The 12,489-nt window shown below is 76.4% G+C and carries 9 protein-coding genes; 7 read left to right on the top strand and 2 right to left on the bottom strand.

All coding sequences use genetic code 11. The features are described from left to right. Positions 1-93: 93 nt before the first annotated feature. Positions 94-1,038, top strand: a complete 945-nt coding sequence (gene cas6 / locus D458_RS0126600; protein ID WP_017589758.1) for a CRISPR system precrRNA processing endoribonuclease RAMP protein Cas6 — start codon at positions 94-96, stop codon at positions 1,036-1,038. Positions 1,039-1,214: 176 nt separating this feature from the next. On the opposite strand, the gene D458_RS0126595 is transcribed toward cas6, so the two are convergent. Next, positions 1,215-1,403, bottom strand: coding sequence for a hypothetical protein (locus tag D458_RS0126595; protein WP_017589757.1), 189 nt, complete (start codon positions 1,401-1,403; stop codon positions 1,215-1,217). A gap of 248 nt (positions 1,404-1,651) precedes the next feature. Here D458_RS0126595 and D458_RS0126590 point away from each other — a divergent pair, with 248 nt between their 5' ends. Genes D458_RS0126590 through D458_RS0126565 form a run of 6 tightly spaced genes read left to right on the top strand, consistent with a single transcriptional unit; the run spans position 1,652 to position 10,979 of the window. Then, positions 1,652-3,595, top strand: a complete 1,944-nt coding sequence (locus tag D458_RS0126590; RefSeq protein ID WP_017589756.1) for a hypothetical protein — start codon at positions 1,652-1,654, stop codon at positions 3,593-3,595. Beyond that, a complete protein-coding gene (locus tag D458_RS0126585; RefSeq protein WP_017589755.1) occupies positions 3,592-4,317 on the top strand; it encodes a hypothetical protein in 726 nt (241 codons plus the stop codon). Before D458_RS0126590 ends, D458_RS0126585 begins: the two co-directional genes overlap by 4 nt. Further along, complete coding sequence (locus D458_RS0126580; protein WP_017589754.1) at positions 4,314-6,161, top strand: hypothetical protein; 1,848 nt, start codon at positions 4,314-4,316, stop codon at positions 6,159-6,161. The genes D458_RS0126585 and D458_RS0126580 overlap by 4 nt, the downstream gene beginning before the upstream one ends. Continuing rightward, a complete protein-coding gene (locus D458_RS0126575) occupies positions 6,158-7,951 on the top strand; it encodes an RAMP superfamily CRISPR-associated protein (protein WP_017589753.1) in 1,794 nt (597 codons plus the stop codon). Before D458_RS0126580 ends, D458_RS0126575 begins: the two co-directional genes overlap by 4 nt. Continuing rightward, positions 7,948-8,778 carry a hypothetical protein gene (locus D458_RS0126570; RefSeq protein WP_017589752.1) on the top strand — a complete coding sequence of 277 codons (831 nt, stop codon included), beginning with the start codon at positions 7,948-7,950 and terminating at the stop codon, positions 8,776-8,778. The genes D458_RS0126575 and D458_RS0126570 overlap by 4 nt, the downstream gene beginning before the upstream one ends. Beyond that, complete coding sequence (locus tag D458_RS0126565; RefSeq protein ID WP_017589751.1) at positions 8,778-10,979, top strand: TIGR03986 family type III CRISPR-associated RAMP protein; 2,202 nt, start codon at positions 8,778-8,780, stop codon at positions 10,977-10,979. Before D458_RS0126570 ends, D458_RS0126565 begins: the two co-directional genes overlap by 1 nt. On the opposite strand, the gene D458_RS0126560 is transcribed toward D458_RS0126565, so the two are convergent. Continuing rightward, a complete protein-coding gene (locus D458_RS0126560; RefSeq protein ID WP_083936440.1) occupies positions 10,933-12,456 on the bottom strand; it encodes an MFS transporter in 1,524 nt (507 codons plus the stop codon). The genes D458_RS0126565 and D458_RS0126560 overlap by 47 nt on opposite strands. Positions 12,457-12,489 lie beyond the last annotated feature (33 nt).

Raw genomic sequence — 12,489 nt, 5'->3', positions numbered from 1 at the left:
ACTCCAGTGCGGGACTGTCCGAGAGGAGTCCCCGGCGAACCGAGCACGGCGGTGGCCCACCGCCGTCACGATCACGTGAAGGGGTGATGTCCGGTGCCCAGACGGTGGACCCTGGTCCTGCGGGACCGGGCGGACACGGCGCGACCGATCCGGCCGGAGGACTGCCACGGGCTGCTCAACCGCTGGTGGCCCCACCCTGCCTCCGAGCACGCCGCGCCCAAACGCTGGGCGATGAACGGGTGGCCCCGCCCCCTGGGCGACCGGCTCCACCACTGGACGCTCACCTGGTTGGACGACGAGAACCCGGCGCCCCTGGACCCGGGGGAGCTGGTCGGTGTCGCCCAGCGCGTCGGCGACCACGTGCTCGAACCCCTCTCGGTGACCCGGACCTTCGACACCCCCTACACCGAGATGCTCACCGCCGAGCGCGGCCCGGTCGCCGTGCGCGCCGCCGACGTGCGCACCTGGACACCCGTGGTGATGACCACGCGGGACACCACCGGTGAACGCATCCCGCACATCTGGCCCAGCCCCCGGCGCCTCTTCGGCGCCGTGCACCGCTCCGGCGGCGGGATCGTCGGCGGCAGCGGTGCGGTGGGTGCCGTGGCCCGATTCGCGCCGCCGGCCCTGGCCGCCCCCTGGTTGGAGGAGGCCCTCACCGGGCTGGCCCAGGTCAGGCGCTCGGCACTGCCCGGGCAGGAGGTGCGGCTGGCCGAACACCACCACGCGGAGAGCCGTACGGTGCTCGGCTGGCGCGGCGGGCTGCGCCTGGAGACGCTCGGCGGACACCGGAGCCCCGACACCTTCGCCGCCCTGCTGCAACTCCTGGAACTGGCCGGGGTCGGCAAGTACACCGCGCAGGGCTTCGGTTCCGTGCGCGTGGACACGGTCACCCACCGGCGGTCCGCAGAAGAGGTCCCCGCTCCGCGTCCGGGGCGGACCGCGCACCGCGTCCGGCGCAACCCGCCCCGCACGGTCGGCACCCGGGCGCACGCGGTGGCCGAGGCCGAGGAGTTCGGGGGCACGTTGTTCGACTGACCCACAGACCGCCGGTTCCCGCCCGAGGACGGCGGGCGGGGACCGGTGCCCCACCCCGGCGGCCGCGAGGCCGCCCTTCACGGCTCCCACCCGGTGGACGGGGTGGGAGCCGCTCTCTTTCCCTGATCCCTGCTTCTGTTCCCAGACCTGCCCCGGACGGTTGCTCGGGGCAGGACTCAGGCGCCGCTCCCGTAGGGAGTGGGGGCGGGAGGCGTCCTTCCGTCGCCCTCCCGCAGGGACCGGGCCAGACCGAGCAGGTGCGGGACGAGGTCCTCCGGGGTCAGGGCGGGCCCGGTCCGTTTGCTGGCGGAGGGGCGTTCGCGTTCGGAACGGGAGAGCCGGTCGTGTCGGTGCGGGGTCGCCATGGGGGCCTTTCCTTGCTCTGGACAGGGACGGTCCGTGCACTGAGCTCTCTCGGACAAACACCGGATGTACCTCACGGAAACAGATGCGCGGGTGACCGGAAGGGGCCAACGGGGTGGCGTGGGGCTGTGGTGCCTGGTATCGGTGGTGCTGACGGCACCACCGTCCGAGAGAGGTCAGCGGGCCGGTCGTTCCCGTCCGGCGTCCCGCGCCGTTCCCGCCGTCCCCAGGCCACGAGGAGTCCGCCGCGGTGACCCAGGCCCCCGAGCACCGATCGGCCCGAGCCCTTCCCACCCGAACCCGCACCCCCGACGCCCCACCGGACAGCGGGGTGCTCGTCGGCGTCGATCTGCGCGGGATCCAGGCCTACGTGTACAGCGGGCGGCGCATCCTGGACGCCGTGGGCCGGGCCGCCCTGGTCGCCGAACTCACCGACACCTCCGACCCCGTGCACGGGATCGCCGACCTGGTGCCCGACGACTGCCTGGTCCTGCGGGACGCGGGCGGCGCTCTGACCGTCGTCCTGCCGGATCCCGCAGCGGCCCGGGACTTCACCGGGCGCTACACGCGAAGGCTGCGGGACCGCGCCGGGGGCCTCACCCCGGTGGTCGCGTTCCTCCCCTACGGTCCCCGAGCCGAATCCGCCGCGGGGGAGCCGTCCCTGCCCGACCTGGACACGGCCCTGGCCGAACTGCCGGTCCGCCTGCGCCGCGCCCGCCGCCACATGTCCGCCCTGCACACCCCCGCGCACGGGTACGGGATCACGGCCGTGTGCTCGGTCAGCGGCGCCCCGGCCGAGTCCGTGGACAGCAGCAGGCCCCTGGGCGAGCACACCCGGACCCGTGAACGGGTGCACGAGCGGGTGGCGGCCGACGTCGCCCGGGCCCGGGGGGTCGGCCGCCGCTGGCACCGCGCGCACAGCGACGCGTGGCTGGCCGGCGCGGCTGTCTCCGTGATGTCGGACACGGACACCGCGGAGGTCCACGAACTGGCCCTGCCGATGGAGGTGGACCGGCTCGGCCGTGACCACGGCGACGTGAGCCGGGTCGCGGTGGTGCACGTGGACGTCAACGGCCTGGGCGCGATCCTGGGCGAGTACCGGGAACGGGCCGGGGACCCGGACGTGCCCGGCTCCGGAGCCCTGGCCCAGCGGGCTCTGTCCACGCGGATCGCCGGGCTCACGGAGGGCCTGGCACGGGCCCTGGTGCGCGCGGTGGCCGCCGCGGTCCGGGTGGAGCCGGGGCGGCGGCCCGTCGTCCCGGCCGTCGGTGGAGGCGGGACCCTCACCCTGGACCACGAACCGCCGGGCCCGATCCGGCTCCCGGTGCGGCCGATCGTGGTGGCCGGGGACGACCTCACCGTGCTGTGCGACGCCCGGCTGGCGCTGAGCATGGTGCGGTACGCGCTGGAGTGGCTGGACGCCGATCCGGAGCTGATCGGGGACCCCGAGGACCCCAGGGTGGCCCTGCACCGCGCCCTCGCCGAGGAGAACGGCGGCGGCGCGACCGCGAACCGGGCCGCATGGGGCCGCACCGTGGTCGCGGCCGACGGGCGGAGCCACTCCACCGCCGTGCCCACCGTCGGGGTGGGGATCGCGGTGCAGCCGGTGGGTGCCCCGCTCTCGCTCGGTTACGACCTCTGCGAGGCCATGTGCCGGCTGGCCAAGGAGCGGCGGCTGGCCGCGGCCGCCGCCGACCCGGCCGCGGCCCAGGAGCACACCGTCGCCTGGACGACCCGCTTCGACGGGGTGGACCGGGTGCTGAGCCGTGTCGGACTCGCGCTCCGGGCCGAGCGTCCGCGTACCGCCCTGCCGATGACGGGGACCGCGTTCGCCCGGTTCCTGGACCGCTACCTGTCCGTACGCGGCGGTCTGGGCGCGGACGGGGACACCCGGCACCGGGGCTGGCTGGTCTCGACGCTGGTCCCGCTGCTGGAGTCCGGCGCGGACCCCGGCGCCGAACTGTCCCGCCGCGCCCACGTGACCGGGCGCCCCGTGGCACTGCCCGAGGGATGGACGCCCGGCGAGCTGCTCGACGCGGTCGGGGTGATGGACCTGTACCTGGACCCCGGGCTGTCCGAAGCGCTCGACCCGCGGCTCCCCGCACCCGTGCCGGCGCCCTTCCAGGGAGCCGGGGGCTCCAGGGGGTCCGGGGGCTTCGACGGAGCCCGGCCCTTCGGGGGTGGGGCGGGATGAGCGCCCCGGACCGGATCCTGGTGAGCCTGGCCTCCCCGGCGCTGTTCGTCGGCGCCAGCGCGGACGGCACAGGCGCCGACACCGACGTGGTCACCGACGGGCACGGGCTGCCCCGACTGCCCCGGCACCGGCTCGCGGCCCGGCTGCGCGCCGGGGCGGTCAGCGCCCTGGTGGTGGCGCCGGACCTTGCCGAGGCGGTGGACCGGGTGTTCGGGCAGGGCCGCTCCCACGGGGACGACCGGATCCTTCGGGTGGGGCACGCGGTCCCCGGCGAAGGCGTGCGCGCCGCCGTCGCCCACGCGCTGGCCGGCCGCGCCGAACCCACGCGCTCGACCCTGCGCCGGGCCGTCACCGACGCCCACACCACCTTGGAGTCGGGGGTCGAGATCGGCCCGCACGGGGCGCCCGAGCCCGGCCGTCTGCGGACCAACCGGGTGCTCCTGCCCGGGCTGGTCCTGACGGCGTCGCTGACCTGGTCGGTCCCTCCGGAGGAGGAGCACTGGCGGTGCCTGGCACGGGCCTGCCTGGCCACCGACCGGATCGGGCTGAAGGCCGGCAGAGGGCGGGGCCGGGTGGACGTGCGCCTGGCCCGTCCCGACGACCCGGACCCCGGGGCCACCACCCTGGCCCTGGCCGCGCCCGCCGCCCGCGGTTCCGAACGGGAGCGCGGGCACACACCCGGCGGGCAGGGCCCTTCCGGGCGGGGTGAGGCCCGGCCATGACCCCCGAACCGGTCAGCGCCTACCTCCCCCTGCGGTACGTGCTCTCCGACTCCCTGGCCGTGCGCACCTCCTTCGATCCCCTGCGGGTCGACTCCGAGACCACGCTCAGCGGGCGCGCCCAGCGCGGCATGCTCGCGGCGGCGCTCCGACGGGCCGGCCTGGAGGACGAGCTCACCGAGTGGGTGGCGCGGGGCGAACAGGTCCGCTTCGCCCCGGCCCACCCCCGGCTGGAACAGCACGCCCGGGACGGGGTGCAGGTGGTCGCCCATCCGCCGCCCGCCCACCTGTACACCCCGGGCAAGGACGGTGACACCCTCGTCGACGTGTTCGCCGAGGGCGCCGACCGGCCGGGCGTGCCCTACCGGGCGGTCCGGGACCCGCTCACCCCGGACCGGTCGCTGCGCGCCGCCGTCCGCACCACCGCCGAGCGCTACCTCGGACGCTCCCGGACGGGGGAACCCGGGCAGGGCGTCCCCTTCTTCACCACGAGCCTGGACCCGGGCCAGGTCTTCGAGGCCCGCTGGCAGCTGCGCGGGCCCGACCAGGCCTTCCTCCGCGAGCTCGCCGAGCGGATCGTCGCCGTCCTGGGCGCCGCCGAGGGCACACTCACCCTCGGCTCCGGGGGGACCCGGGCCCACGGCGGGGTGGTGGTGGAACCGGTCCACCCGGACCGGCTGCTGTCCCCGGACCGGGTGGAGCGGCCGCGTGCGGACCGGTCCCGGCGCGCGGGGCAGGAGATCGACCTGCTCCTGCTCTCCCCGGCGCTGCTGGTGGGCGCGCAGGGGCAGGAACGCCCGCACGCCCTGGTACCGGCGGTCCGCGAACTCCTGGCCCGGCGGCTGCCCAGCACCCCGGTGGCGGTGGTGGCGGCCCACGTGGAACCGGTCCTGCTCGGCGCCTACCACCGGGCCTACCGGGGGCCGATGGCCCAGCGCTGGGCCGCCGCGCCCGGATCGGTGGTGCGGCTGCGCCCGGGCCGGGACCTGACCACCGGCCACGTCCGCCACCTCGAGGCCCACCCGCTGGGCGAGCGCCTCGTGGACGGGTACGGCCAGTTCGTCCTGGCAGCCCCGCCGCCGTCCCGCCCTGAACCGCTTTCCCCGCCGTCCGAACCGGTACCCGCGCGCCGGGCGGGCACCGTCACCCTGCCCGACGGGCGGGTCCTGCCCGAACCCGCTCCGCTGGACCCCGGACGGGATCCGGAACTGGGCGCCCTGTACGACGAACTGCTGTGGAACGCCGCCGCGCCCCGGGTCCGCGGCCACGCCCGCGCCCTGGCCCAGGCCTCGGCGGACACGCTCCCCCCGCTCACCCCTAGCCTCCTGGGGCGGCTGCGCGAGGTGGTCGCCCACCCCGGACGCACCGCTGACGAGGCCCTGACCGTTCTCGGACGCACCCTCGCCGGGGCGCCTCCGGGGGCCGGGGGATCCGCGGGGCCCGGGCAGGGCCGGGCGGCCCCCAAGGTCCTGGGGGAGCGGGCGGTGCGCGCTCTGGGCCGGGCCCGTCTGGTCCGCCCCGGGCAGGCCCGGCCGGTCACGGTCCACGCCTGGCTGAGCGGCCTCTCGGGAGGCCCGGCCGCCGTCGCCTGGTGGAGCGAGAACCGCCCCCGGCCCGTCGGGGACCCCGCCTACGCCCGGGCGCTGGCCGCCGTGGACCTGGCCTCCCCCGACGGCCTGCCGCCGACCACCCGGGAGAGCGGGCTCTCGTCGTGTGCCGAATCCTGGGAGAGCCGCGCCTCGGCCCGGCTGTGCCTGCTGCTGGTCTCCTCGTGGCTGGCGGAGGCGGCGCGGGTCCTGCGGACCGAACAGGCCGGCACCGACCGGGACGGGGGCGGGCCGCGGTGACCGACTCCTTCGCGGACGAGTACGGGCCCCGGCCACCCGGCGTGGTCTGGGAGTTCGCGGCCCGGCTGTGCCTGCTCACCGACGCCCACGTGGGCGCGGCCAGGGCCACCCCCCGGCACACCGCGGAGAGCGACGTGGACCTGTACCTCGACCGGGATCCGCGTACCGGGGTGCCCCGCCTGCGCGGCACCACCCTCGCCGGGCTGCTCCGCCACGAACTCGCCGCGCGCACCGCCGACCCCGTCGGCCCCGCCGCGCTGCTGGGCTCGGACGACGCGGGGGAGCTCACCGGCGCGCGGACCCCCGCTCCGCTGCCCAGCGCCCTGGACGTCGACGACGCACACGCCGTCCTGCCGGACGGGGCGGCGGTCACGGTACGGGTGGGCACCCGGGTGGATCCGGCCACCGGTGCGGTGAGTCCCGGACGGATGTGGCAGTGGGAGGTCCTGCCCGCGGGCACCGTCTTCACCGCCCACCTGCGGTTGCGGGTGGGAGCACCGTCGGAGGAGGCCCGGCTGCTCACCCTGCTGGTCCTGGCCGCCCGGGGCCTGGGGGACGAGGGCCCCGGGATCCGGATCGGCGGGCGTTCGGGGCGGGGCTACGGGGCGGTGCGCGCTGCCCGCTGGGCGGCGCGCCGCCACGACCTCACCGACGAACACGGCTGGTTCGCCTACCACGCACGCGACTGGCGGACCCGTTGGCGGCAGGGAGAGGAGGCCCTGGCCGCCGGAGACATACTCGCCGAGAGCGGCCCCGCCGAGAGCCGCTCCGCCGGGCGGCCCTCTCCCGGACCCGGGCCGGCCGCGCACCGCGCCGCCGCGGACCACCGCTCCGGGACGGACCTGGCCGGGCTCGTGGCGGACCGGCTGCGTGAACACGGCCGGGAGGCGACCGCCGCCCACCTGGCGGCCCGGGCCGAGGGCGCGGACCGGCGCCGCCGGGCCGAACTCCGTATGGAACTGCACGTGGCCGAACGCCCCGAACCCGCCCCCTCGGGGCGGCCGCCCGTCCCGGAGGAGCTGCGCCCGGGCCTGCTCATGATCGGGGACACTCCCGTGGACGGGCGCCTGGCCGAGGTTGACCGCGCCCACCGCCGACGCCCGTTCGTCACCGGCGCGGACGCCGGCGGCGGGGGGACCGCGGACACCGCCACCGGGGCCGCGGAGGTGGAACTGCGTCCGGTCCTCGGCGACACCGCGCTGTTCGCCCTGTTCAAACGGGTCGGCGGTCGGATCGCCCGGGACGCGGCCGAACACCTGGTCGGGGAGGAGGCCGCCTGGAGGGAGTGGCACGGGCACTGGTGGGGCGCCGACACCGACCAGAGCCCCGGTGCCCCGCCGACCCCGTCCGTGCCCTCACGCATCCGCCTGCGCGCCACCCCGTCCGTCACCGGCGGCGCGCCCCTGACCACCACGCGCCTGACCGTGGACGCCCTGTTCGGCGACGCCGTGGACGGGCGCCTGTTCACCTCCGACCTGCACTGCGGCGGTTCGGCCGAGGCCGTCCTCGACATCACCGAACCCGACGACGCCGTCCGGGGGCTGCTCGCCCTGGTGGTGCGCGAACTGGTCACGGTCCCCTTCGACACCCTCGGCGCGGGCTCGGGCAGCGGCAACGGCAGGCTCGTCGCCACCCGGGCGGTGCTGGTCGGCTACGAGGGCGACGGAGCCGAACCGCACCAGGTGGACCTGGTCACCGCACTCACCGATCCGGACAGTTACGAAGCCGCCGTGGTGCGCGGGTGGCTGCCCGCCCTCCACCGCCAGATCACCCGGGGGAACCGGCCATGAGCCCGCACGCGTACGATCCCCTCCCGGCCCATGAGCCCCCCGAACCGGTCGGGGTGGCCGTGCGGCCGCTGTCGGCCGGGCTGGTCGACGAGGTCCTCGACGACGTGTTCGTCCGGGGGCGGCGCTGCCGGGCGCTCGACGCGGCGGGGCCGCCCGGTGCGTCCGGCGGCCCCCAGTGGCTGCTGGCCGAACTCGGCGACGGGCGGATCACCGGGGCCTGTCCCGGAGAGCTGTGGCGCCGGTCGGACGCCCCGCCCACCGAGCACCTGTCCGCGCCCCCGCTGGACCCCGGCACCGACCGGTGGCGGGTACTGGAGGTCCTGGTGTTCGGTCCGCACGCGCAGATCCGCCTGGGCGAGGGCGCGGATTCGGGATGGGTCAGCACCGACGCTCAGGACGACCCGCCGGAGTGGTTGCGCCCCCGTGACAGGTCGTTCCTGCTGCAGGGGTGGGCAGGGGCGGCCAACAGCCGCACCCTGGAGGGTGCGGTGCCCCTGTCGGTGACCCGGGAGCCGTCCGGTACCGAGGCGGTGCTCCCGGTGGACTGGGCCGACTTCTCGGGCCGGGTCCGGCCGCTGACGGAACCGGGGCGCGGTGCGTTGGAGAGCACCGGTACCTGGCTGACGGTCCGGGAGTACTGGGCGGCCGACCCCGCCACGGGCGCGGTGGGGGTGGCCTTCCACCGCCTCACGGGGCTGTGCACCGGGGCCAAGCCCACCGGGCCGGAGTTCGACGTCGGTACGGGCGACCAGGTGCGTGCCGACGACAGGGCGGGAGCCCGGGGCCGGGGCCCGGGTCAGGAACGGGCCCGGGGAGAGGAGCGCTGATGGCGGACCCGCGGCACGCCGCCGACCGACCGGGCCCCTACCGCGCCACGGCCCCCTACGGCCTGGTCCGCCTGGCCGAGACCCCCGTGCCCGCCGCCGCGCTGCACCCCGACCACGACACCGGGTCCCTGCTCCGGTCGCACGACCGCACCGTCCCGGGCACCCGCTCGGGCTGGATCGACCTCACCCTGACCACCCTGACCCCCACCTTCATCGGCCAGACCCCCGGCCGGGACGGGGTGCACGCCTCCGCCCGCTTTCCGCACGGCGACCGCTCCCTGCCCGCGGTGCCCGGCTCCACCCTGCGCGGCCTGGTCCGCAACACACTGCGCATGCTCACCGGCGGCGAGAGCGGGCCGGTCAACACCCCCATGCTGTTCTTCCGCGCCCCGGTGCGGGTGGACGCCGGCAGCGCCGACAGCGCCCTGTCCCCCCGCGCCCGCCAGGTCATGGCCCAGCAGCACGACCACTACCGCAAACGCCGGGCGGGGCTGCGTACCAAGCAGGGTTTCCTGTACCGCTCGCCCCGGGGCGAGGGCTGGTACGCCGTCGAGGTCCCCGCCACGGCACTGGAACCCGAGCCGGGCCGGGCGCTCAAGGTGCCCTTCGAGGTGCTGCGGGAGAGCCTGCGCACCTGGGACTTCGGGGTCGCGGACTTCCCCGACGCGCCCCGTGACAACACCTACGTCCCCACCGCCCACGAACAGCACGGCCGCCTCCAGCACCGCTGGGTGTACGCGGTCCACCTGCCGGGAGAGCCGGGGATCGCCGCCGTCGCCCCCACGAAGGAGGAGGCCCTCGCCCACCTGGCCGGACAGGTCGGCACCGGCGGTTCCGACCACGGGGGCGGGGTGGTCCCCGCGCTGGTGGTCCTGACCGGGGCCGCCGCGGGGGGACGGAGCAACGCCTACCTGTTCCCCAGGCCCACCGACCTGCGGACCGGCCGGCTCCCGGTCCCCGACGCCATGGTGGAACTGTTCGAGTCCGCGGAGCAGGTCACCGGCTACCAGCGGGCCGCCTTCCCCGAGACCCTGGGCGCCGGAGGCAACGACCCCGGCCGTCCGCCCGTCGCCGGGGGCGGGGGCGGCGGCGGACTGCCCCGGCGGAGCCTGGAACCGATCTGGTTCGACGTGGACCAGGCCGGCCACGTGGTCTCCTTCGGCCGCTCCGGCGGCTACCGCATCGCGGTCAGCGACGACAACCCGATCCGCCGCGCCGTCCCGGGCGAGGTACTCGGCCCCCAGCACGGGGACCCCGACCGCACCGCACGCGCGGGGCGCACCGTCGACGTGTGCCGGGCGGTCTTCGGTGACACCGACGTGTTCGCGGGGGAGGCCGGGGCGCTCAAGGGCCGGGTGTCCTTCGGCAGCGCCCTGAGCACGGACCCCGATCCCGACTACCCCGACGGCGCCGCCCTGCGCGTGCGGCTGCTGTCCCCGCAGCGCGGCTGTTTCGCCAACTACCTGCTCCAGGGCCCCGACACGGCGGCGGGGGAGCGGCCCGACATCGTCACATGGTCGCACGAGGGCCGGATCCGCCTGGGCGGGTACAAGGCCTACCTGCACCGGCACGACCCCCGCCTGGGCACGCCCGTCCGCTACGACGAACGGGCCCAGACCGAACTCGGGCTCACGGTGCTGCCCCGGGGCGCCGCCACCGCACCGCCCAGGGACACCCAGCGCGACATCGTCCCGCTCCGCGACGGCCTCGCCCTGCGGTCCCGGATCACCTTCACCAACCTCACCGACGCCGAACTCGGCGCCCTCATGCGCGCCCTGCTCCTGGCCAACCCGGCCGACGGCGGCGACCCCCGCGACCCCGAGCACGCCCACAAGATCGGCATGGGCAAGTCCCTCGGCATGGGCAGTGTGCACCTGCGCCCCGAACTCCACCTGGTCGACCGCCGCTCCCGCGCCGCCGACCTCTCCCTGGACCCCGCCGCCGGGGTCACCCGGGCCGGCCCCGACCAGGTCGCCTCGTTCCTGGACGCCTTCTCCGCCGCCCTGGCGGGGTACCGGTCGGTCGGCGACTGGACCGAGGTGGACCAGGTGGTGGACGTGTGCCTGGCCGGCCGCTGGCGCGAGCGCCTGCCGTGGTCGGAGACGGCGGTGATGTCCCTGCGCCGGTTCGCCGAGTACCCGGTCCTGCCCCCGCTCACCGAACGCTTCGGGGCAGCAGGCGCAGGACGAGCAGGCCGATGACGAACGAGACCGCGCTTCCGGCGGCCACGGCGACACGCATCCCGCCCAGGAACGCCTCACGGGCCGAGTCGGCCACGGCCGAGGGCAGCCCCGGGACCGCCAGGGTCTCGTTCAGGGTTCCGGCGACGTCGGGCCCCGCGAGCCGGAAGACCAGCGCTGCGACGGCGCCCAGGAGGGAGATGCCCAGCGCGTTGCCGAGTTCGTTGCTGGTCTCCGCGATGGCGCCCGCCGCCCCGGCCCGCTCCGGGGGCACCGCCGCCACGGCGGTCTCGGCGACCGTGCTGAACGAGATGCCGTATCCGACGCCGGCCACCATGGTGGAGGCGAGGAACCAGGCGACCCCGGAATCGGCGTCCGCCAGGAGCAGGAGCGCCAGCCCCGAACCGGCGAACAGGTGCGCGGCGGCCAGCGCGGTCCGCTTGCCCGCGCGGTCGAAGAACCGGGGTGTCACCACGCTGGTCACGGTGAGCACCACCGCCCCCGGGACCGCGAGCAGTGCGGCGGTCAGGACGCTGAGGCCGAGCACCGACTGCAGGTACATCCCGGTGAGGTAGCTCGCTGCCGCCCACACCAGCAGGGACAGCAGCCCGGTGACGATCGCGAGGGCGAAGACGCGCTCCCGGAACAGGCCCAGGTCCACGAGCGGGTGCTCCAGCCGGGTCTGCCTGCGCAGGAACCACCACACGAGAGCGGCTCCGACCAGCGCCGTGGCCGCCTGCGACCAGGACAGGCCGTGGCTCGCGGCGTCCTTGAGCGTGTACACGGCCAGCAGCAGCCCGGCCGAGGAGAGCAGTACGCTCAGCGCGTCCACCCGTCCGGGCCGGGTGCCGCGGACCTCTCGCAGGACGACGGGGGCGGACACCAGGAAGACCGCCACGACCGGGAGGTTGACCAGGAAGACCGACCCCCAGGGGAACACGCTCAGGAGCAGCCCTCCGGTGACGGGTCCGATCGCGAATCCGGCGGCGAAGGTCGCGGCGAAGACCCCGATCGCCTGGGCGCGCCGGCGGGGGTCGCGGAACAGTTCGCTGAGCACCGCGAGTCCGGAGGGCAGCAGGGTCGCCCCGCCGATGCCCATGAGCGCCCGGAAGGCGATGAGGGCCTCCGGTGAGGTGGCGAACGCCGCCCCGGCCGATCCGGCGCCGAAGACGACGGCGCCGACCATCATCAGCCGGAGGCGGCCGTAGCGGTCCCCGACGCTGCCGAAGGTGATGAGCAGCGAACCCACGACGAAGCCGTAGACGTCGAGGATCCACAGGGACTGGCCCGCGCTCGGAGAGAGGGCCCCGGTGATGCGGGGCATCGCCAGGTGGAGGATGGAGTTGTCCATCGCCACGAGCAGGACCGGACCCAGGACGACCAGCAGGCCCAGCCAGGCGCGGCGGTCGGGTGGCGCCCCCTCGGAGCCCACGGGACCAGGGGCGCCGGGGGAGCTCGGGGAACGCGGAACGAGTGGTTTCGTCTGTGGATCTGTCATGGGTCCGACACTGGCCGCCGCACCCGGAGCCGG

The organism is Nocardiopsis ganjiahuensis DSM 45031, assembly GCF_000341085.1.
Lineage (GTDB): Bacteria > Actinomycetota > Actinomycetes > Streptosporangiales > Streptosporangiaceae > Nocardiopsis > Nocardiopsis ganjiahuensis.
The sequence above is the reverse complement of the archived record's forward strand: the minus strand, read 5'-3'. Positions and strand labels throughout refer to the sequence as shown.